Origin of the sequence: Lysinibacillus sp. NPDC096212, assembly GCF_044763105.1 — a bacterium.
In the GTDB taxonomy this organism is placed as follows: Bacteria; Bacillota; Bacilli; order Bacillales_A; family Planococcaceae; genus Lysinibacillus.
This window is the reverse complement of the sequence record NZ_JBIWFQ010000050.1, coordinates 1-22,206: the sequence shown is the minus strand read 5'-3', so window position 1 is coordinate 22,206 and position 22,206 is coordinate 1. Positions and strand designations below refer to the sequence as shown.

At 38.7% G+C, this 22,206-nt stretch carries 18 protein-coding genes; all 18 read right to left on the bottom strand.

Annotation, left to right across the window (positions count from 1 at the left end; genetic code table 11):
- Positions 1-899: 899 nt before the first annotated feature.
- Entirely contained in the window at positions 900-1,172 is a 273-nt protein-coding gene (locus ACIQ7T_RS27150) for a hypothetical protein (protein ID WP_370081942.1), read from the bottom strand.
- A gap of 229 nt (positions 1,173-1,401) precedes the next feature.
- Complete coding sequence (lysS, locus tag ACIQ7T_RS27145; protein ID WP_402875115.1) at positions 1,402-2,904, bottom strand: lysine--tRNA ligase; 1,503 nt, start codon at positions 2,902-2,904, stop codon at positions 1,402-1,404.
- A 184-nt stretch (positions 2,905-3,088) separates the two neighbouring features.
- Complete coding sequence (dusB, locus tag ACIQ7T_RS27140) at positions 3,089-4,129, bottom strand: tRNA dihydrouridine synthase DusB (RefSeq protein ID WP_402875112.1); 1,041 nt, start codon at positions 4,127-4,129, stop codon at positions 3,089-3,091.
- Positions 4,130-4,300: 171 nt separating this feature from the next.
- The gene (gene folK / locus ACIQ7T_RS27135; RefSeq protein WP_402875109.1) at positions 4,301-4,822 is read right to left on the bottom strand and encodes a 2-amino-4-hydroxy-6-hydroxymethyldihydropteridine diphosphokinase; all 522 of its coding nucleotides are present in this window, start codon (positions 4,820-4,822) and stop codon (positions 4,301-4,303) included.
- Positions 4,819-5,187 (bottom strand): dihydroneopterin aldolase, encoded by a 369-nt coding sequence (gene folB, locus ACIQ7T_RS27130; protein ID WP_370081936.1) that lies wholly within the window; start codon positions 5,185-5,187, stop codon positions 4,819-4,821. The genes folK and folB overlap by 4 nt, the downstream gene beginning before the upstream one ends.
- Positions 5,187-6,041 carry a dihydropteroate synthase gene (gene folP, locus ACIQ7T_RS27125; RefSeq protein ID WP_402875106.1) on the bottom strand — a complete coding sequence of 285 codons (855 nt, stop codon included), beginning with the start codon at positions 6,039-6,041 and terminating at the stop codon, positions 5,187-5,189. Before folP ends, folB begins: the two co-directional genes overlap by 1 nt.
- 13 nt (positions 6,042-6,054) lie before the next feature.
- Complete coding sequence (gene pabC / locus ACIQ7T_RS27120) at positions 6,055-6,894, bottom strand: aminodeoxychorismate lyase (RefSeq protein WP_402875103.1); 840 nt, start codon at positions 6,892-6,894, stop codon at positions 6,055-6,057.
- The gene (gene pabA, locus ACIQ7T_RS27115) at positions 6,895-7,476 is read right to left on the bottom strand and encodes an aminodeoxychorismate/anthranilate synthase component II (RefSeq protein ID WP_370081930.1); all 582 of its coding nucleotides are present in this window, start codon (positions 7,474-7,476) and stop codon (positions 6,895-6,897) included.
- Positions 7,473-8,882: an anthranilate synthase component I family protein gene (locus ACIQ7T_RS27110; RefSeq protein WP_402875100.1), complete on the bottom strand. Its 1,410-nt coding sequence runs from the start codon at positions 8,880-8,882 to the stop codon at positions 7,473-7,475. The genes pabA and ACIQ7T_RS27110 overlap by 4 nt, the downstream gene beginning before the upstream one ends.
- Positions 8,883-9,172: 290 nt before the next feature.
- Positions 9,173-10,102 carry a cysteine synthase A gene (cysK, locus tag ACIQ7T_RS27105; protein ID WP_402875097.1) on the bottom strand — a complete coding sequence of 310 codons (930 nt, stop codon included), beginning with the start codon at positions 10,100-10,102 and terminating at the stop codon, positions 9,173-9,175.
- 456 nt (positions 10,103-10,558) lie between these two features.
- Positions 10,559-11,530, bottom strand: coding sequence for a peptidyl-prolyl cis-trans isomerase (locus tag ACIQ7T_RS27100; RefSeq protein WP_370081924.1), 972 nt, complete (start codon positions 11,528-11,530; stop codon positions 10,559-10,561).
- The gene (gene hslO, locus ACIQ7T_RS27095) at positions 11,514-12,395 is read right to left on the bottom strand and encodes an Hsp33 family molecular chaperone HslO (protein WP_402875094.1); all 882 of its coding nucleotides are present in this window, start codon (positions 12,393-12,395) and stop codon (positions 11,514-11,516) included. The genes ACIQ7T_RS27100 and hslO overlap by 17 nt, the downstream gene beginning before the upstream one ends.
- A gap of 21 nt (positions 12,396-12,416) precedes the next feature.
- Entirely contained in the window at positions 12,417-13,184 is a 768-nt protein-coding gene (locus ACIQ7T_RS27090) for a type III pantothenate kinase (RefSeq protein WP_142510501.1), read from the bottom strand.
- A 259-nt stretch (positions 13,185-13,443) separates the two neighbouring features.
- The gene (locus ACIQ7T_RS27085) at positions 13,444-14,277 is read right to left on the bottom strand and encodes an aldo/keto reductase (protein WP_402875091.1); all 834 of its coding nucleotides are present in this window, start codon (positions 14,275-14,277) and stop codon (positions 13,444-13,446) included.
- A gap of 142 nt (positions 14,278-14,419) precedes the next feature.
- Positions 14,420-16,444, bottom strand: a complete 2,025-nt coding sequence (gene ftsH / locus ACIQ7T_RS27080) for an ATP-dependent zinc metalloprotease FtsH (RefSeq protein ID WP_402875088.1) — start codon at positions 16,442-16,444, stop codon at positions 14,420-14,422.
- Between the two features lie 425 nt (positions 16,445-16,869).
- Complete coding sequence (hpt, locus tag ACIQ7T_RS27075) at positions 16,870-17,412, bottom strand: hypoxanthine phosphoribosyltransferase (RefSeq protein WP_132364364.1); 543 nt, start codon at positions 17,410-17,412, stop codon at positions 16,870-16,872.
- Between the two features lie 64 nt (positions 17,413-17,476).
- Complete coding sequence (gene tilS, locus ACIQ7T_RS27070; RefSeq protein ID WP_402875085.1) at positions 17,477-18,883, bottom strand: tRNA lysidine(34) synthetase TilS; 1,407 nt, start codon at positions 18,881-18,883, stop codon at positions 17,477-17,479.
- 28 nt (positions 18,884-18,911) lie between these two features.
- On the bottom strand, positions 18,912-21,305 hold the full coding sequence (locus tag ACIQ7T_RS27065) for a SpoIIE family protein phosphatase (RefSeq protein WP_370081914.1): 2,394 nt from the start codon (positions 21,303-21,305) through the stop codon (positions 18,912-18,914).
- Positions 21,306-22,206 lie beyond the last annotated feature (901 nt).

The window sequence follows — 22,206 nt, the reverse complement described above, 5'->3', positions numbered from 1 at the left end:
TCCAAAATTTTGTTTCGTTCACCAACTCTAGGTTAGTTACTAAAAACTTTATTGATTACGTTTTGCTTGTTCAGTTTTCAAGGTTCATTTTGTTGTCATTTTGTTTCAACAACTTTTATAACATAACATTTTCTTGTTTTTGTTGTCAACACTTTTTTAGAAGTTTTTAACTTCTTTTCAAAAGCAGCAACTCTTATATAATATCACTCTGCGTTTTCAATGTCAACATCTTTATTTAATGTTTTTTTGAATCCGTTTCGTTTCTTGCGTCGTCTTAACGACAAGTAATAATTTAACACGATTTCAATACAACCGCAAGTGTTTTTTTGCTATAAAATTATCTTTTTTATAAATATAGAATTAGCGAGCTATTTTACGATTTTTCGAGCACTAAATAATTCTTATAATCTTCTAGCTATCTCTTTATTTGTTTTACTATACATCTCTTTCTCATAAATCTCAATAAAATCAATTATGCCTCGGCATAATTGCGTCCGGAATTGGCTTTTTGCTTGCACAAAGAACTCCTTGCCGATCCCGTAACATCCGCTAGAGGCTTTAACTTTCTTTCAGAAAATGCCTTTGTAGCGAAAGCGCAGCGACAGGTGTTTGGACACCTACTGAAAGATAGTTAAATAAGAAGAGTATCTATATTGGTCTTTTTTCAAGGATTCTTTCTAAAGCTTCCCTTCGTAAAGCATAAAAGATATCAAAACACATCGGAACGCACCATTACCCTAATAAATACTCAACCATGAAAAAAGGAGTCAGCGGTTCTCCTGCACCTCGACTCCTACTTATTCATGTTTGTTACTTTTTTAACTTTATTGTTCTGCTACAAATGCGGTATTCAAAATTGAAAGTTAGCTAATTAAACTTAAATCTAAAATCAACTAATTTTAATTATTTTGTTTATCAGCTACATCTAGGCACCAAGAGAAATTATCCCACGCAGAATACCAGCCGCTGAAAATTTCAGAGGAATCATCCCAACGGACATCGAATTTCTTCTGACCGTTTATATCCACTAAATATAATGTAAGAGTTGGATCTGCTTTAGAAACCGCCAATTTCATACCATGTTCAAGCTCTTCCTCAGTTAACAGAACATCTGAAACTGAGCGTACTTGTGCCTGTTCAAATACTTGTTTGTTAAAGATTTTATAATTCATTATAAGCCTCCAATAAAACTTTTGATAATGTCTATTTCTATTTAATCTGCAAATTATAGAACTCTAAAAGTATACCTTAAATTCATTCATCATTTAAATACTCTACTTAATTCTTTCTAATTTAAACTTTTAAATAGTTACTATTTCATTGCAGAAGATGCAAAACAGGAGTCTTAGTGCTTCTTCTACACCTCGACTCCTGCTTATTCAAGATAACCTTTTAAAACTATTACTTAGTAGTATGACGCATTGTTGGGAATAATAATACGTCGCGAATTGATGGTGAATTTGTAAGAAGCATGATTAAACGGTCGATACCAACACCTAATCCACCTGTTGGAGGCATACCGTATTCTAATGCTTCAATGAAATCATTGTCCATTTCGTGTGCTTCATCATTACCAGCTGCTTTTTCAGCTAACTGAGCTTCAAAGCGCTCACGTTGGTCAATTGGATCATTTAGTTCTGTAAAGGCATTTGCATGCTCACGACGGACGATAAATAGTTCGAAACGGTCTGTGAAACGCTCGTCCTCTGGGTTTTTCTTTGCTAGAGGCGAGATTTCTACTGGATGACCATAAACAAATGTAGGCTGAACAAGAGTCTCTTCAATCTTTTGCTCGAAGAACTCGTTAATAATATGCCCTACCTCATGTGTTTCTTTAACTTCTACTCCATGTTCTTTAGCAAGCGCTTGAGCTTGTTCCTTAGTCATCGGTTGCCAGAAGTCTACACCTGTAGCTTCTTTTACTGCATCTACCATATGAACTCGTTTCCAGCCTACAGCAAGATTAATTTCATCTTCACCGTATTGAACTGTAGTAGTGCCCAAAACTTCCTGAGCTACATGAGCAATAAGGTTTTCAGTTAGAGACATAATATCTTTATAATCCGCATAAGCTTCATACAGCTCTATCATTGTGAATTCAGGATTGTGGCGTGTTGAAATCCCTTCATTTCGGAAAACACGACCAATTTCATATACTTTCTCTAGTCCACCAACAATTAGACGTTTCAAATGCAGTTCGATTGCAATACGCATATATAATTCCATATCAAGCGCATTATGGTGTGTAATAAACGGACGAGCCGCCGCACCACCAGCTATTGTATGAAGCATTGGTGTTTCTACTTCTAAATATCCTGCATTATCTAAATAATTGCGAATAGCACGGATAATTTTAGAACGTGTAATGAATGTTGTTTTACTATCCTCATTCGTCATTAAATCTAAATAGCGTTGACGGTAACGTTGTTCAACATCTTGTAAGCCATGGAATTTTTCTGGCATAGGGCGTAGAGCTTTTGATAGGAATGTAAATTCTTCAGCTTTTACTGAAAGCTCTCCAACTTGTGTTCGGAATACATTACCACGAATACCTACGATATCGCCTAAGTCAGCTTGTTTAAATAATTCATATGCTTCTTCGCCAACATGATCTTGACGAACATAAATTTGAATTTGGCCACCTAAATCTTGAATATGTGCAAAGCCAGCTTTTCCTTTACCGCGTTTCGTCATAATACGACCCGCAATAATTACCTCTTGTAGGTTTTCTTCTAGCTGCTCTTTCGTTTGATCTGCAAATTGTTCACGCACTTCTGTTGATAAATGCGTGCGTTCAAAACGACTACCAAATGGATCTTGACCATTTTCTCGAATAGCCGTCATTTTTTGGCGTCTCACCAAAAGCTGATCATTTAATTCTTCTATGTTTGACACTTGTTTCACTCCTTATTAAATTGTCCGCGTTGCGTTTACGTCCATAATATTTCTATTGTACACAATTTTATTGCTGTAATCATCTGTTTCGTTTTAATTTCCACAATAGGATAAATAATTAATAATTCTAAAAATTAATGTTACCAGAAAAATAGACGTCTCAGAACGAACAGAGAGACGTCTATTTACTGTATTAAAGAATGAATTCTTTTGCTTCTGGTACTATTAATTTAGATTCAAGCTCTTCGTAGTCTTGTACAATTCCATTTAATAGCGCACGAAGCTCTACCGCAGTTTCTGTTTGGTTAATCGCTTTACGCGCTTTACCATTACCACGAATACCTTTTAAATACCATGAAGCATGTTTACGCATTTCACGTACCGCCACACCTTCTCCTTTTAATTGCATAAGGCGTTCAAAGTGAAGCAAACACACATCAATTTTTTCGCGTACACTCGGCTCTTCCTTTAACTCACCAGTTTCAAGGTATTGAACTGTACGATAAATCATCCATGGATTGCCTAACGCAGCGCGTCCAATCATTACTGCGTCCACTCCAGTAGTATCAAGCATACGTTTTGCATCTTGAGGAGTTTCTACATCACCATTACCAAGCACAGGAATTTTTACATTTTCCTTCACTTGACGAATGAAATCCCAATTTGCTTTTCCTTCATACATTTGTACACGTGTACGTCCATGAACAGCTACTGCTGAAGCACCAGCACGTTCGGCAGCTTGTGCATTCTCAACAGCAAAGATATGCTCGTCATCCCAGCCAATACGCATTTTCACGCTGACAGGTTTTTTTACTGCATCTACAACAGCCGCTACCATTTCATATAATTTATTTGGATCTAAAAGTAAACGGGCGCCCGCTTCACATTTAATAATTTTATTAACTGGGCAACCCATATTAATATCGATAATATCGGCAGTTGTGTTTTCATCTACATACTTAGCCGCTTCCACTAGCGTAGCCTTATCACCACCAAAGATTTGCAATGAAAGTGGATTTTCACGCTCATCGATATAAAGCATGCCTAGTGTTTTTTCGTTCTTCTGGACAATCCCTTTATCACTAATCATTTCTGCATATACTAGCCCTGCTCCGAACTCCTTAACAGTTAAACGGAAAGCAGAGTTACAGATTCCTGCCATTGGTGCTAATACGACACGGTTGTCCATGACTATATCGCCAATTTGAAACGGCTTCTCAGTTGTCTGACTCAACGCTGTTTTCCCCCTTCTATAGGTTTTCACCTATTCCATATATCAATCGTTAATGCTACGCAAATCAATTATGCCTCGGCATGATGGCATCCGAATTTGGCTTTGTGCTTAGGCTTGCTGATGTTATAGGCAGTCACTACACCAGTTATCTTTGACCACTGGATTAGAAACTTAATTAACGGTCTGCATAATTTTCAGCTCTGCTGATGCTCGCCATAAAGTTACGCCTTCCTCATCACAATTCATCTGCTGCATTGTATCATGTGCCCTTTGCAGTTGTTGTCCAACTGGTGCAGGTGTAATTTCTATTAGTGGAACTAATACGAAAGCTCGCTCATACATTCTTGGATGTGGAACAATTAAGCTCTCTGTTTCAACATTTTCGTGATTGTAGAGTAGAATGTCAAGGTCTATGATTCGAGGGCCCCATCGAAATTCACGAACACGCCCAAGTTCGCTTTCAACCCATTGGCAAATGTTCAGCATTTCGGAAGATGAGTAACTCGTTTTAATATGAACAGCAATATTTAAAAAATCTGCTTGGTCCGTGTAGCCTACAGCAGCTGTTTCATAAACAGAAGAAATGTGTACAACTTCAATTTCCTCTTTGCCCTTTAAAAGAGTAACAGCATGTTGTAGGTTTTCAAATCGATCTCCCATATTTGTACCGATTGATAAATACACATCATTCATTCGTAATCACCTCTCGTGATCTCTACCGATACTTCTTTATAATAGCCATGGATTGGTGGATCTGGTTTAATAAGCTCCACGCGAACTCCCTTAACCTTTTCTGAGTATGTCTCTAAAATACTGTTTGCTATTTTGGATACAAGCGCTTCAATAAGCTTGAACGGCTCTCCTTCTACAATATCACGGCATAACGCATAAACCTCTGCATAGTTCACCGTATGATTTAAGTCATCCGTCTCTCCAGCCTTTGTCATATCTACAGCAAGTGAAACATTGGCACGGAAGCGTTGGCCAAGTGTTGTTTCCGCTGCTAAAACGCCATGATAGCCGTAAAACTGCATGTCCTTTAAATGAATATAGTCCATCACGCTTCCTCCTTATAAGTACGCTTACCAACTAAAACATCAGCCATATGTGTAGATCGTGCCATTTCCTTTACATCATGCACACGAATCATATGGCAGCCTTTTTCAATACCGTAAACAACTGTTGCCCCTGTACCTTCTATACGCTCCTCAACAGGCAACTTTAAGACATTACCAATCATTGATTTACGTGAAGTCGCTAGCAAAACAGGATAACCCATTGCTACTAAATCATCTAAATGCTTCATCATTTCTATATTTTGAGCAGTAGTCTTCGCAAAGCCTATGCCTGGATCTAAAATAATATGATTGTCTGGTATACCTGCATTCCGAGCAATAGCAATACTCTTCTCTAAGTCAGCCTTTGCCGTCATCCAGAAATCAGCACCGTAATTAGTGTTGTCTCGATTATGCATTAAAATAATCGGTACATTTAAATCTGCAGCAACTTGAGCGATCTCGGGTTCAGCTTGCGCTCCCCAAATATCATTAATAATATGTGCACCAGCTTCAATGGCTGCACGAGCTACGTTCGCTTTATACGTATCAACCGATATAACTGCTGGCACTTCAGCTACTAAAGCTTGAATAACTGGTACAATTCGTGCAATTTCATCTTCATCGGAAATACGTTCATAACCTGGGCGTGTTGATTCTCCGCCAACATCAATAATTTTAGCGCCCTCAGCTACCATTTTTTTCGCTTGAGCAACTGCAGCTTCTACGTTATTGTACTTTCCTCCATCTGAAAATGAATCCGGTGTGACATTTAAAATACCCATCATAAAAGTTTCTGCTGTATAGTCTAACGTGATCCCGTTAATAGTTAATGGTGTTGTATATTTTTCTAGCATGTTAACTCTCCTTCTATTCTTGTTCCACTTCATTGACAAATACTTCATGTAAACGCGAATAAACAGGCCCTTTATTGCCTAATAACTGCTTACTCTCTAATTTAAGAATTGGAACAAGCTCTTGTACAGAGTTAGTAATAAAGCACTCTGAACTTTGCTCTACATCCTCTTTAGTAAAGAAGCCTTCTTTTACCTTAATCCCTAGAGATTGTGCTCGCTCAACTACCCACGCTCGGATAATACCAGGTAAAATACCCGCCTCTAAGGAAGGCGTATATAGTATATCATCTTTCACCCAAAAGATATTTGATGTTACACCTTCAGCAACAAAGCCATTTTCCGTTAAAAAGAAGCCTTCTTGTTGTGCCAAAGATGGCATCTCAAAACGCCCAAGAACGTTATTGCCATAATGGTGCGATTTCACTCGAAGCCCTTTTTCAGGCGTATTACGCGGTGTTACAAGCCACTGTGCGTTTTTTTCCATACCTCGAGGTGTATCATGTAATTCTTTGCGAAAAACAATAACATTCGGTTGTCTATATTCAGTAGGCTGTAAACCGATACTATGCTCTCCAGCTGAGACATTTATTCGGAAATATCCATCCTGCCCATCGGCTTGTTCATTTAATTGCTGAGCAACATTAAGTAAATCCTCTTCAGTATACGGCATATGAATACGATATTGAGAAAGCGCAGTTTGCAACCTCTCCATATGTGCTTCCCAGCAAAACACCTTTCCCTTATACGTTCGAAACGTTTCAAAAAAGCCTAACCCGTATAAAAATCCATGATCAAATGGTGAAATGCGCAAATCCTGCGCCGCTATGTAGTCTCCATTCATCCAGCACAGCATTTACTTCGCTCCCTCAACATACAAATCTATAAACTGGCGTAGAAGCTTTTTACCTTGCTCCGTCATAATCGATTCAGGATGATATTGCACTCCCTCAATTGGATAGTCTTTATGACGAACGCCCATAATTTCACCTTCTTCTGTCCATGCTGTCACTTCAAAACATGCCGGTAACGTTTCCTTTTCTACAATTAAGGAGTGGTAACGAGTAGCTGCAAATGGATTTGGCATCCCCTTATGCAAACCTATTTCAGCATGTAGCACCGGTGATGTTTTACCATGCATCAAACGTTCAGCTCGTATAACATTCCCCCCGAATACTTGAGCAATAGCTTGATGGCCAAGGCAAACGCCTAAAATCGGAATATTTCCCGCGAAATACTTAATAATGTTCAGGCTTTCACCCGCTTCATTTGGGCTACATGGCCCCGGAGAAATGACAATCATATCTGGTGCAAGCTGCTCAATATCTTTCACCGTTAATACATCGTTTCTTTTGACCACTAATTCATGTCCAAATTCCCCAAAATATTGTACAAGGTTATACGTAAAAGAATCGTAGTTATCAATCATTAAAATCATTTTGCTCGCTCCTCTGCCATTGCCTTTGCCTGCCACATCGCCTTCGCTTTATTTAAAGATTCTAGGTATTCTCTTTCCGGAACAGAATCAATAACAATTCCTGCGCCTGCCTGAATATGCGCTACTCCATCTTTAACAAATGCTGTACGAATAACAATATTAAACTCCATATCACCTGTGAAGCCTAGCCAGCCAATTGAACCCGTATATAATCCTCGTCTTACAGGTTCTAATTCTTCAATAATCTCCATCGTACGAATTTTAGGTGCACCTGTTATCGTTCCTCCTGGGAACATGGCACGGATAACGTCTGCATTGGTTTTCCCTTCAGCTATTTCTCCTCGTACATTAGAAACAATGTGCATCACGTGTGAATAACGTTCAATCACCATGAACTCATCTACTTCAACCGTCCCATATGTAGATACTCTCCCTAAATCATTGCGCTCTAAATCAACAAGCATTACATGTTCAGCGCGTTCCTTTTCGTTATCGATCAATTCTTGCGCTAAAGCTAAATCCTCAGCCTCAGATTTCCCTCTTGGTCGTGTACCAGCGATTGGTCGAGTAGACAACTCCTTACCATGACGCTTCACCAAAAGCTCAGGTGAACCAGAAACGACAGTAAAATCCGGCGCTTCTATATAAGCCATGTAAGGTGAAGGATTAAATGCACGTAATGCTTCATATACATCCATTGCAGTTGCCTTTAATTTTTTGGATTGACGTACCGACAAATTCACTTGAAATACATCACCTTGCGCTATGTATGTTTGGATTTTACTTACTGCTTCCTCAAAGGCAGTCCCAGCAAAAGATACTAACAATTCACTTTCGTCATTTACTATTTCGACAGCATTTGTTTTTTCAAATTTACGTGTAAGCAGTCCTTCTTGTGCGGCCTCTTGCCACACATTAGCCCATTCTTCCAAATCCACACTACAGTCTGTTAGCTTCATAAGCGTTACTTTATTTGTTTTCACATCGTGTACTGCCCAGCAATCAAAAATATAAAAATAGATATCTGGTATATGTAAATCATCTACAGCAGTATTCTGTAACGCTTCAATTTTACGAGCGTAATCGTATGAAACAAACCCGATAGCACCACCTTGAAAAACAGGAAGGTCCGAACTATATGCAATGTGATAGTTCTCCACTAATTTCTCTAACAAAGCAAGAGGTTCACCATTTAAATTTTCAGTCTCACCATTTCTCCAATTTACAAGTAAACCATTCTCGATTGATTGTGCTATAGCTAGCGGATTCCAAGCAGCTATTGTAAAATTCCCTCCGCGTCCACTTTCTAAAAATACATGTGCTTGTTCTGCTTCAGTTTGCTTCTTATAACTATAAAAAAACGAGTCTGCATCCATCGTTATTGTTCTCGTCAGCATTGTCTTCAAGTTGCTATTCCCCTTTAAGTCATATGATGTGATTCCATCTTAACTTGAATATTGCCTGGAAGCGAATATTTTTCAATAGCCACGTAAAATTTAATTACCGAATGTTTTTACATCAGATCGGTGATGAACAAATATGCTAAAACGCTCATTTACATCCGAAGCAACAGTACGCACTCCACCTCTTTTGCGAACGAAACATCTCGTAATCCATAACTTGAAAATAGAATAAGATTCTTTAACAAATAAAAAAGACTCCTCGTTAAAGGAGCCTTTACGTTCAAATAATTGGATTAGTCTTCAAATTGATATAAAGGTGTTGATAAGTAACGTTCCCCATTAGAAGGTACGATTGCAAGAACATTCGAGCCCTTACCTAAACGTTTTGCTGCTTCAATCGCAACATGAATAGCTGCACCTGATGAAATACCGCATAAGATACCTTCTTCACGTGCTACTTTACGAGCTACCTCGAAAGCAATTTCATTTTCAACTGGGAATACAGAAGAATACACATCTGTATCTAACACTTCAGGTACGAAGCCAGCTCCGATACCTTGAATTTTATGAGGCCCTGGTTGACCTCCAGAAAGTACTGGTGAATCTTTTGGCTCAACAGCAATAATTTCAAGCTCTGGATACTTCTCTTTTAGCACAGCACCCGCACCCGTAATTGTACCACCTGTACCAACACCAGCAACAAATGCATCTAATTTTAAACCTTCAAATGCTTCTACAATTTCCGGACCAGTTGTTAAACGGTGAACAACTGCATTAGCTGGGTTCGTGAATTGTTGTGGTAAGAAGTAGCCATGTTCAGCAGCTAATTCCTCCGCCTTAGAAATTGCACCTTTCATACCTGCTGGTCCAGGTGTTAACACAAGCTCTGCACCATATGCACGTAATAAGTTACGACGCTCTAGGCTCATTGTTTCCGGCATTACTAAAATCGCTTTATAGCCTTTAGCAGCAGCAATCATCGCTAGACCAATACCAGTGTTACCAGAAGTAGGTTCAATAATTGTACCACCAGACTTTAATGTACCATCTTTTTCAGCCGCTTCAATCATCGCTAAAGCTAAACGATCTTTCACTGAGCTACCCGGGTTAAAATATTCTAATTTTACATAAACAGTACCTTCGTTTTCATCTGTTGCATGATTTAATTTAACAATTGGCGTTTTACCAACTAATTCAGCTACTGAGTTTGCTAATCTACTCATTTATCAATCCACTCCTAATCCCTACTATTTTTATAGGTTTTACTTATTTTTGATTTTATCAATATTTCCATTCGATTGTCAATAAATATAACTTATATTTTCAGAATATTTATTACTTCGCCTTGTTCGTAATAACGTCAAAAGTTATTGGCTTTGCGAATGAAGGGAAACAAAAATCTGCTCAATATCCCGAAGTGGCCATTACTCTGTTGACGCTAAACGTCTGCAGGGTTTCCCTGGCTCACTTTTCCCGCAGATATCTTGCAGATTTTTCAACTTCTTTCAGCAGATGTTTTTTGTACCGAAAGCGTAGCGACAGGTACAGATGTTTTTTGTACCGAAAGTGTAGCGACAGGTACAGATGTTTTTTGTACCGTATCTGCAGGCCTAAGCACAAAGCCGATTCCGGACGCAATTATGCCGAGGCATAATTGATACTCATTTCAGAGCAATCTGTTATTTACTTTTTTTTGCTTCTCCGTAATACCAAGTCGCATTGAATTCAGACCAGAATGATTCCGGTGTAACATGTTGTGGCAATTGCTCTAACGCAAGCTCACGTTCAATATGTTCTTTCACATCGTCATATGTAAAGGATTGTCCTTCTGTTATCTCTTGAACTTGTACAATTCCGTAATGACCGTTAGCGAGCTTAAATGCTTTACTAACCTCACCTGTTTTTAAAGCCTTCACTGCTTTTAAAATGGCAGGATCGACATTTTCCTGTTTTTCTGTGAGGAAACCAATATCTCCGCCTAAGCTAGCTGAAGCACTGTCTACTGAAACTTCACGTGCTAACACCGAAAAATCAGCGGGATCTTTTATTTCACTTAATGCTTCCTCAGCAGCTTTTTTTGAATTCACTTCTATAAAATTCGTACGATAGCTTGTTTTCGTATTGTACAGTGCCTGATTTTCCTCATAATATTTTTCAATACTACCTTCTTTTATAACCACATCTTTTGTCAGTACCTTATCTAATATAAGCTGTGAGCGAATTTTTTGTTGCAGTTGCTCTGACGAAAGGTTTTGCATTGCAGTATCAAATTTATCTTGGGCAGAACGCATTAAGGCTAACTCTAAATCAATCTCCTTATCCGTTACTTGTATTTTAAACTTTTTAGCTGCTTTTTCCATCACTGTTTCATTCACTAAATTTTGTAGCGTCTCTTTACCATAGCGTTCTTCCATGGCTACCATCCACTCTTGACGTGTAATAATATCCCCGTCAACGGCAGCGACTTGCTCGTCGCTACCAATTTCCTTGTCTTTATTAGGAATTAACCAAGTTATAAACCATAAAATATTTCCTAATAATAAGATTGCAATAACTGTTAATGCAGGTTTTGTCTTCAGACGACGTTGCAATAAGGGCGTTTGGTTGGGTGTTGCAGCGGATAAAGGTCGTCGATTACGCGTTGAGCTCATCGATGAATCCTTCTAACTCTTCTTTTGAGAAGTGGTATGTTTCTAAACAGAAATGACATTGTGCTTCTGCTTCGCCATCCTCTTTAATCATTTCTCGAATTTCCTGTGTCCCTAACCCTAAAATCGCTGCACCAAATCGCTCTTTTGAACATTGACATTTGAATTCTACCGGCATGGAATCTAAAATTTGCAGATGACCGTTTCCTAATACAGCTTCTAATATTTGCTCCGGTGTAAAACCTTTTTCAATCATTTTTGAAACAGGCTCTATAGAAGCAAGATGCTGCTCAATTTCATCGATTGTTTCTTCTTCACAACCTGGCATTAATTGAAGGATAAACCCACCAGCTGCTAGAATTGTGTTATCAGGATTTACTAAAACCCCTAATCCAACAGATGAAGGCACTTGCTCTGATGTAGCGAAATAGTAAGTAAAGTCCTCAGCAATTTCACCCGATACAATTGGCGTTTGTCCAGAGAACATGTCTCTCAAGCCAAGATCTTTTACGACTGTTAATGAGCCCTCTGTCCCAACACCCGCTCGAACATCAAGCTTACCGTGCTCGTTTAAATCGAAATGAACGTGGGGATTTGTTACAAAACCACGTACTTCACCGTGCGCGTTACTGTCAATTACCATTGGGCCAATTGGACCGTTCCCCTCAATTTTAACAGTGATTTTTTCCTCACCTTTTAACATGGCACCCATCATCACCGCAGCAGTCATAGAACGACCAAGGGCTGCCGACACAACAGGCCATGTATTATGACGACGTTGTGCTTCTCCTACAGTTGTTGTTGTACAAGCCGCAAAAACACGAACCTGTCCGTTGAATCCTAAACCTCGTACTAAATAGTCTTTCATAAATGAAATGTCCCTCATTTCTTATTGATTGCGTTTATATAGCTTATATAAGCCTTTTAATGTTAAAAACGGATCGACTACATCAATAGCTTGCGTCTCACCAGCAATTAAATTTGCTAATCCTCCAGTAGCAATTACTAAAGGCTCTTCCTTACTTTGTGCTTTCATGCGATTAACAATTCCCTCAACTTGCCCAACGAAGCCATAAAAAATCCCGGCCTGCATCGCAGATACGGTTGTCTTTCCAACAATATGTGTAGAGCGCAATATTTCAATACGCGGCAATCTAGCTGCCTGTGTATAAAGTGCCTCCGTTGAAATCGAAATACCTGGAGCGATAGCACCGCCCATATAATCGCCCTTTTCGTTTAAGTAACAATATGTTGTGGCAGTACCAAAATCAACAATAATCAGTGGTGCTTTATAAACATCAAGAGCTGCAATAGCGTTCACTATGCGGTCTGAGCCAACTTCACGCGGGTTTTCATATTTAATATTCAATCCTGTTTTTACACCTGGTCCTACAACGAGCGGTTTTTTACGAAAATACTTTTGACACATCGTTTCTAACGAAAACATTATTGGTGGTACAACAGAGGATATAATAATGCCTGTAACTTGTTCAAATGAAATGCCTGCATGATTAAAGAAAGATAATACTTGCATTGCGTATTCATCTTCTGTTTTATGAAGGTCAGTCACCATACGCCAATGGAAGGCCAATTGATCGTTGTCATCATAGACACCTAATACGATATTCGAATTCCCTGCATCTAAAACTAAAATCATGGTTGATGCCTCCTATTTATTGCCCTTCATCGTAATTGTACCTGTCACTATGCGATTGATACAACTAAAACAATGCATATTCATGCACAAAAAATCAAGATCAATTATCCCTCGGCATAATTGTGTCCGGAATGGACTTTGCGCTTACAAAAATAAGTTAAAACACTTTAGAAAATGATACCACATTTTTATTACTATGAAATAGCATACATGCTCACTCAAAAAAGGAGCTACCCCATATTAGGTAGCTCCTTACACATTATTTAAAATTAAATTTTTCTGGGTCTGGTCCGCAACGTAGGCCATCATTTAGTGCATCTAACTGAGTCATTTCTTCCTCAGCTAATGCAAAGTCAAAGACCGTTAGATTTTCCGTCATACGTGCAGGAGTCATTGTTTTTGGAATAGTTACTACACCATGCTGCACATCATAACGTAACACAATCTGTGCTGGTGTTTTGGCATATTTAGAAGCTAACTGCTGAATCAATGATTCTTCCAATAAAGAACCATTCATTAGTGGTGACCATGCTTCTACCTGTATTCCTTTTTCCTTACAATAGGCACGTACTTCCTTTTGAGTTAAGTGCGGATGGAATTCAATTTGATTAATAACAGGAACAACTGATGTTTCCTTTAATAAATTTTCTAAATGTTGAACATGGAAATTACTAACGCCAATTGAGCGTACACGGCCATCCTGATAGATTTTTTCAAGTGCTTTATAAACATCAACATAATTTGTATCTATACCTGGCCAGTGAACTAAATATAAATCTAAATAATCTAATCCTAATTTCTCTAAACTACTATCATAAGCTGCAAGTGTTTCTTCATAGGAAAGCCCATCATTCCAAACCTTTGATGTTACAAATAGTTCTTCACGTGTTACTAAGCCCTCGTCAATTGCTGCACGAATTCCTCGTCCAACACTTTCTTCATTGCGATATACTTGGGCTGTATCAATGCTACGGTAACCTTTTGCAATAGCTGTTTTAACCGCCTCAGCCAAGTCATCCCCTTCAGGCACTCGAAAAACGCCATAGCCTATTAACGGCATCTCTAAACCATTATTCAATGTTACATTTCCCACGTTACAACACTCCTATCTATTTTGGTCCTAAAAAATTTAAGAACCTATATACGCAGCTGCGTACATTCTATGGTAATACCTATTACCGAAAAAAGGCAAAGAAAAAGACTGCTTACTAAAATTGTAAACAGTCTTTCTCACATTAATCACGCTTTTCATCGATACCTTTTGGTGTATTATTCGGCTCTCTACCTTCTTTAGGTAAATCAGCTGTTGTTGGATCCGGCTCATTGCTAAGCAATTCTTTTTTAACAGCCTGTTCACCAACTACATCTAATATTGGTTGAGCTTCAGCTTTAGGAGCTTTTTCCACAACCGTTTCTACCTCAGGTTCCGGTAAGACACCGTGATCACGTAAATGCTCAATTTCTTGCGCATTTAATGTTTCTTTTTGCATTAATGTATTAGCAATTAAATCAAGTAAATGACGTTTTTCAGTTAAGATTCGTTTAGTACGCTCATATTGCGAATCGATAATTTTTTGCATTTCTTTATCAATTTCATAGGCGATTGAATCAGAGTAATTTTGATCTGAATTAAAGTCACGACCAAGGAATACATTCCCACCCTGACTTGAACCAAACTGCATCGCACCAAGATTTTCACTCATACCATATTCAGTGACCATGGCACGTGCAATACTTGTTACCTTTTGGAAGTCGTTATGTGCCCCAGTAGATACTTCGCCAAGTACGATTTCCTCTGCTACACGACCACCAAGTAGGCCAGCAATACGGTCTAATAGTTCTTGTTTTGTTGTGAAGAAACGTTCTTCCTTCGGTAACATAATCGCGTAACCTCCAGCTTGGCCACGAGGGACGATTGTTACTTTGTGTACTGTATCTGCTTCATCTAACTCTAAACCAACAACTACGTGCCCAGCTTCATGGAAGGCTACAAGTTTCTTCTCTTTCGCTGAGTAAACGCGGCTAGCTTTTGCCGGACCTGCAATTACTCGGTCAGATGCCTCATCGATATCTGCCATATTAATTGTACGTTTGCTTTTACGAGCCGCTACAAGTGCAGCCTCATTTAACAAGTTCTCTAAGTCAGCACCTGAGAAACCTGGTGTACGTTGTGCAACAGCTGCTAAATCTACTGTATCAGATAAAGGCTTGTTGCGCGCATGTACTTTTAGAATTGCTTCACGACCTTTTACATCAGGATGTCCTACTGTAATTTGACGGTCAAATCGACCAGGACGTAATAACGCTTTATCTAAAATATCTGGGCGGTTTGTTGCAGCGATAATAATAATACCTTCATTTGCCCCGAAACCATCCATTTCAACTAACAATTGGTTCAATGTTTGTTCACGCTCGTCATGGCCACCACCAAGACCTGCGCCACGTTGACGACCTACTGCATCAATCTCATCGATAAAGATGATACAAGGTGCATTTTTCTTGGCATTTTCAAATAAGTCACGAACACGTGATGCACCGACACCGACAAACATTTCTACGAAGTCAGAACCTGAAATCGAGAAGAATGGTACGCCTGCCTCACCTGCTACCGCTCGTGCAAGTAATGTTTTACCTGTACCTGGAGGACCTACAAGTAAGATACCCTTTGGAATTCGGGCACCAATTTCAGTAAATTTACGGTGATCCTTTAAGAAATCAACAACCTCTACAAGCTCTGCTTTCTCTTCATCAGCACCCGCTACATCTGTAAAACGAACTTTTTTCTTCTGGTCGTCATAAAGTTTGGCTTTACTTTTACCAAAGCTCATCACTTTATTACCGCCACCTTGAGATTGACTCATTAGGAAGAAGAATAAGAAAATGATAATGATGAAAGGAATGATCCCTGTAAAGAACTGAATCCATCCACTTGTTTCTGGCGCTGTTAAATATTTAATATTACTATTCTTATCCTTAGCAGCCTCATCGATACGGTTCAATAAAGATTGGTTATCACGAGGGATATTTGCTGTAAAGCTTTGACCCTTCTCATAACCCTTCATCGTACCCTCAACGATGTATACTGATTTATCAGGTTGAATTGTAGCACTTGTTATTTCTTTCTTATCTAGAGCATCTTGAAACTCAGAATAAGTTAACTCTTTCGTTGGCGCATTTCCACCATTGAAAGTACCAAATATACCGATAATCACTAAGAAAATCAGTAAATAGAATATGGTATATCGAAATATTCGATTCATCTCCAGCCTCCTCATTACAAACAGAAAAATTATAAGTAAAATCTTAACATATCATGATTTCATCATACAACGAAAAGCCCTACATAAAAAAAGTTTCGTCCGATTTTTGTCGAAATCGAAAAATATTTATGCATTTATCAAGTATGTTCCAGCGTAGTTGTATCTAACAATGTACCTAGATTTTTGAATTATGATCAATTATGCCTCTGCATAATTGTGTCCTGAATCGGCTTTGTGCTTAATTGCCACAGGACGTGGCGTTCTTAGCGGATGTTTGGACACCTGCTAAAAAGCAACTTAAACCTGCATTCATCTCACCACCTATAGAGGTGGGGGACGAAAGAAGTTAAAAAAATAAAAATCTATGACCTTCGCTGGAGGCACTTACTTTTCATAGTGGTATTCTTTCGTTAATTTCTTACTTGTTAGAAAGAATAAACTGCCGGCTTTAAAATGCCGATATACGGTAAATTACGGTATTTTTCTGCGTAGTCTAAACCATACCCTACAACAAAACCATCTGGCACTTCAAAACCAACATAATCAGCACCTAAATCTACTTTACGACCTGATGGTTTATCTAACAATGTCACAATTTTGATGGATTTTGCTTTACGGTATTTAAATAAGTCTACTAAATAACTTAACGTTAAGCCGCTATCAATAATATCCTCGATGATTAATACGTCACGTCCCTCAACGCTTGTATTTAAATCCTTTAGAATTTTAACTTCCCCTGATGAAACTGTAGCATTTCCGTAGCTAGAAACATCCATAAAATCTAGCTCAATGAAAGAATCGAAACGTTTCATCAAGTCTGTCATAAAAGGCATTGCCCCTTTTAAAACACCAACTGCTAGTGGGAATGAATCTTTGTATTCCTCTGTCAATTGTGCCCCTAACTCAGCGATTCTTTCTTGTAATTGTTCTTCTGTAATCATAACTTTTTCGATGTCATTTTGTAACATAGCGATTCCTCCTCGTGTGTATAAAAAAATGTTCAACCATTTGGGGTGAAATTTTACAAAGACCTTAGTCTACGATGAGCACTGTATCATCGTTTGGTTGCGGAGAGGTTGAAAAAAACATTCCCATACGCACACCAATTACCGCTACGACCTCATCAGATTGAGAAATCAGTAACGGCCAGCTATTTCGCTCATTTAAAGGAATCTTTTCATCTATAAAAAGGCGAGATAAGCGTTTTGGCTGATCCATTCCTTTTAACAGTATTCTGTCCCCTTCCTTACGCGCTCTAACATAGAGTGGAAGTTTGAGTTTGCTAGCGTTAAAATAAAAAAGTTGTGCAGTATTCGTCAGCATTTCAGACGATAAATCAGGCAACTCGACTACGCATAAACGTTCACCATTCGTCAGTGTTGTCCACCCATTAGTAGTCGAAATAATCTTTTTCTCAGGAGAAGCTTCATCTTCTAATGGCTCTTTCTTCTGAATTGTTAATTTTCCGTAACGGCGAACTGCTATAAAATCTTCTGGCAAGTGAACTTCAGCATACCCTGCTGTCGTATCACAAAGCTTTGAAATTGAAGTCAATAAAGCATAACTTTGTATCGTATTTGAATCTTTGTAAAGATAGTTTAATAGTATTAAAATGAGCCTCCTTTGTAAAGCAAGTGGTACCAATTGAAGAGCCTTAATTTCCATGCTATATGTATTTCCATCTTTTCTTTTTACTGTTCTAGAAAATACATCCTCCGCTAATGTCATTAAATAGGCATCGTCTTCTTGCAATTGTTTTGTAAAATGAGTTACCTGCTCTGTTACTCTTGGGTTTTCTGCCTCCAACAAAGGCACCACATGATGTCTAAACCGATTGCGTACATAGGTATCCTTAGCATTGCTAGCGTCTTCCCGATAATCTAAACCTTGCTTAAGTAAATATTCCCTTATTTCTAACTTTGTAACCGTTAAAAACGGACGAATTAATGTTTTTCCTTCAAAAATACGTTGTGAACGTATACCTTGCATACCATTTATCGTTGCATTTTTTGTCAGGGCCATTAATACTGACTCCAGTTGGTCGTCCGCATGATGTGCAGTTACAAGCTTGCTAGCATTCGTTTTTTCCATGACCTCTTTAAAATATTGATACCTTTCTCTACGACAAATAAGCTGTGTATTTCCATTTTCTGAAGCCATAATCTCTGGTATTGGAATTGCCTTTGCATATAAATATACACCATACTCATCACAATACTTCTGGACAAAAGCTCTGTCCTCAGTAGACGCTTCACCTCTTAGCATATGATCAACATGTACGGCTCCTACTGTAATTCCCCACTGCTTTTTTGTTTTGACAAAATAATGGAGCAAAGCCATTGAATCCACTCCACCCGAAACGGCGATGAGAAGATGGTCGTCTTGCTGCAATAATTGCTCTTCTTCGATAAATTTTTTGACCTTTAATTCAAGTGACAAACGCTTCTCCTCCCCTTTTCGTTCTCTTTTATGATGAATTGCTCATAGAGTGTTGAACTGGCCTAAATACAGCCCACGTAGGTACAACATGTGTAACCTCTAGCATCAATACAGTGCAATCGTCTTCAATGGCATAGTAAGATTGGAAAGATTGCATAATCGTTGTTAGTTTTTCCTGGATGGTTTTAGTAGTTCCAGCTACTTGCTGCGCATACGCTAAAAATAGCTCTTCTTGCTCGTCCCAATCATCAACACTTGAAAATAATCCATCAGAGTGCATCAAAATTACATCGCCAGCTTTAAGCTTTCTTTTTTCAGCCTCGACTGCTGAAATGGATAAAAAACCTACAGGCGCTGCATTACTTTCAACCTTCAGCACCTCTTTCCCACGTAAAATATACGTAGACATTCCCCCTGCCTTCCACGACCATAAATCACCTTGTTGTAAATCGACAAGTGCAAAATCAAGCGTTGCATACATATCATTTTGTTGCTTTAAGGACATGACATAATGCAACGTATGCATCGCAGTCTCTGGGTTCATATTGTAATTTAAACATTCTCGCATTAAGTGTATTAACTTTCTACTCTCATGCTGTGCTTCTTTACTCTGACCCATACCATCTGACAATAAAATTGCAAATAGTCCTGGATGTAATTGAAATAATGCATGGGAATCACCGGAATATAACGTCGCATCTTTAGACATGCTATATATATCATACTCTACTTCAAAGCTAATAGCTGATCTAAAGCTTACTTGAATGTGACGAAATGGTATATCGCTTGCTACTACTTTTTCAATTTCAAATGGTTCTTCAAAAATATCATATAAAATCGGCAATATCATCCGTTCAGCTACTGTTGTGTCTTCCTCCCAATCGACTCGTGCTGGTGCTAAAGCACAGACTATTTTTCGTGCCCCAGGTTTATTACTAAGCACATCTAGTTGAAAACATTCAATATTAGCATCTTTTAATCGTTGAGTAATGTCCTTCTCCACACTAACGAATGAAATAGTCTCTTCTTTCATCTCCGCTATTAACTGATTTAGATGATTGCTCATATCACGTAGCTGAAGCGCTATCATTTTCTTGCCATGGAAATACTGACCATTAATGCGCTCTCTGTACAGCTCCGTTTCCAATTCCTCGAAAATTTTCGTTGATTTCACACATTTATAGCGTATTTGTTCTTCGACACGATGAATACCAGAATCCTTCCCAACACCTTTCATATGAAACCAGTCTGTCATGAGCTTGTCCATTCCGTTATTTTGCGCTCCCCAACAGCGATCATAGCGGAAACAGCTCAAGCATGTATTCATCGGTGACACTTCCTTCGCCTCTTCTATCGGGGCCGTCATAAAACGCTCAAACACAAGCTCCTTCATAAACTGTACAAAATGCTGAAAATGCTCTAATTTAAACGTAACATGCTCCGTTAACCAATTTTGACGAGCGAGTAAGACCTCCTCACGCTGTGGAAACAGCTTGTCCCGCACCTTTTCAGAATATTTACTTGGGATCGTTATAAAAACGATACTACCAACAACAATCGATGTAAAATACACGCTATCTAACGGCAATGTTGCATCGTAAAATAAAAAAAACACACTTGGCAAAATACTGCCAATTGCTACACCGAATCGTCCAACACGAGCCCCCATCCCGGCACACAATCCTGTTAAGGTGGCTACAGACAGCATACCCGTAAATGAAAGTTTTGCAACACCAATGAGAGTCCCGAGTACGGCTCCGATAACCGTCGCTAATGGTACACTTCCTACTAACGCACCGAAGCAAATGAATAGTTGTAATAAAAAAATGGGGAGTGAAAAATAGCTAATGACAATCGCTTGCATACCTGTAAGCATAGCAGCAAATACAACTAATCCAGAGCCTAGCTTCTCATAAGTCCAATGACTCGTAAACCATTCATGAGAATTGACAAACAACACTTGCATAAACAGCGTCATAATAAGAGCTAAAGCCGCTTCACAGCCTACATAAAATTGCACAAGCACCGGAGGTAAACCTTGATACATAACTCCCTGCCACATTATCTGTACAAGTAGTACCGCTAAAGATACCGCTATACTTTGTGGTATCTGCCAATAACGGAAGCGCATAACACATTCATACAATACGATCTGCAATGCTAAAATGAAGACTTGTCCAAAGCCAAGGAAAAAACATCCTATCAAACCACCGAACAAAACATATTTGGCATATTCTTTATATTTCGTTCGAATAATTGCCCAAAAAGGAACTGAGAAAGGTACGGCCGCTTCAAACACCACAGACTGAGCTAAAAAGAAGGATGTTAAAAAAAATAAAGAGCCTATTAACAATTGCCTTTTTTTCACTCCTAATTTCTGTTCGTCTACATTTGCCGTGTTATACCATTCAATACTCGTCATTTCACTATCCCCTTTCTGCCTTTTGGAGCTATTATAAGAAATTATGTATGGAAAGATTGTCTGACGGTGACAGAAAAAAATATAAACATTTCGACGAATACATATGCATAAATACGAGAAATGGCAACAATTTCTACAAAAACGATTTGCTGCACAACATTATAAACATCTCTTTCTGTATAATTTGTTTAAAAATTACGAAAATTACACAACCCAGTCCCACCGTTGTTACATAAAAAACTTTACATTTTTTTGCCATGAGAGGTCTAGTGCATGTTGGCCCCCTTCTTTTTCATTGATCGATGCTCCCAATTTCATTAAAATACTATAGTCAACAAGTACACCGATACTTTTCTACTTAAGAACAAAAAGTTTGATAAATTCCCAATCAAAAGGCTCATCACCAAAAGTTGTGGATGACATTTGATTAATTATGCCTCGGTATAATTGCGTACGGAGGCTCTAACTTCATTCAACAATGTCTTTTGTAACAAAAGAGAAGCGTCAGCTACAGAAGACTCCTACATTTGTAGGTGGTGAGATAAATAAAGGTGTGGTTCCATTTCAGTGGAGTCCAAACACCTTTGATAAGAGTTGATCGGAGTGGAGACTAGGCGACTCCTTGGGGATTAGCAATAGAGGAACGAAGGCTAAAAGCATCACATCCTGTGATAACGCCTTCGTGACCAACATCGGTGCTGTTGCTGTCGCTTCGTTAGCACTACGCTTTCGCGCAAAAGACATCTGTTGGCCCGAAACCCTGCAGCGAAGCGGATGTTTTCTGTGCGAAAGCGAAGCGTCAGCTACAAATGTTTTATCTGCGCGAAAGCGAAGCGTCAGCGGCAAATGTTTTATCTGCGCGAAAGCGAAGCGTCAGCGGCAAATGTTTTATCTGTGCGAA

Bases quoted from the DNA above. Each gene is read 5' to 3' on its own strand.
- ACIQ7T_RS27150 (WP_370081942.1), bottom strand. From the start codon at position 1,172: ATGAATTATAAAATCTTTAACAAACAAGTATTTGAACAGGCACAAGTA.
- folK (WP_402875109.1), bottom strand. From the start codon at position 4,822: ATGAATGATGTGTATTTATCAATCGGTACAAATATGGGAGATCGATTT.
- folB (WP_370081936.1), bottom strand. From the start codon at position 5,187: ATGGACTATATTCATTTAAAGGACATGCAGTTTTACGGCTATCATGGC.
- folP (WP_402875106.1), bottom strand. From the start codon at position 6,041: ATGCTAGAAAAATATACAACACCATTAACTATTAACGGGATCACGTTA.
- pabC (WP_402875103.1), bottom strand. From the start codon at position 6,894: ATGCTGTGCTGGATGAATGGAGACTACATAGCGGCGCAGGATTTGCGC.
- pabA (WP_370081930.1), bottom strand. From the start codon at position 7,476: ATGATTTTAATGATTGATAACTACGATTCTTTTACGTATAACCTTGTA.
- cysK (WP_402875097.1), bottom strand. From the start codon at position 10,102: ATGAGTAGATTAGCAAACTCAGTAGCTGAATTAGTTGGTAAAACGCCA.
- ACIQ7T_RS27100 (WP_370081924.1), bottom strand. From the start codon at position 11,530: ATGAGCTCAACGCGTAATCGACGACCTTTATCCGCTGCAACACCCAAC.
- hslO (WP_402875094.1), bottom strand. From the start codon at position 12,395: ATGAAAGACTATTTAGTACGAGGTTTAGGATTCAACGGACAGGTTCGT.
- ACIQ7T_RS27090 (WP_142510501.1), bottom strand. From the start codon at position 13,184: ATGATTTTAGTTTTAGATGCAGGGAATTCGAATATCGTATTAGGTGTC.
- ftsH (WP_402875088.1), bottom strand. From the start codon at position 16,444: ATGAATCGAATATTTCGATATACCATATTCTATTTACTGATTTTCTTA.
- hpt (WP_132364364.1), bottom strand. From the start codon at position 17,412: ATGTTACAAAATGACATCGAAAAAGTTATGATTACAGAAGAACAATTA.
- ACIQ7T_RS27065 (WP_370081914.1), bottom strand. From the start codon at position 21,305: ATGACGAGTATTGAATGGTATAACACGGCAAATGTAGACGAACAGAAA.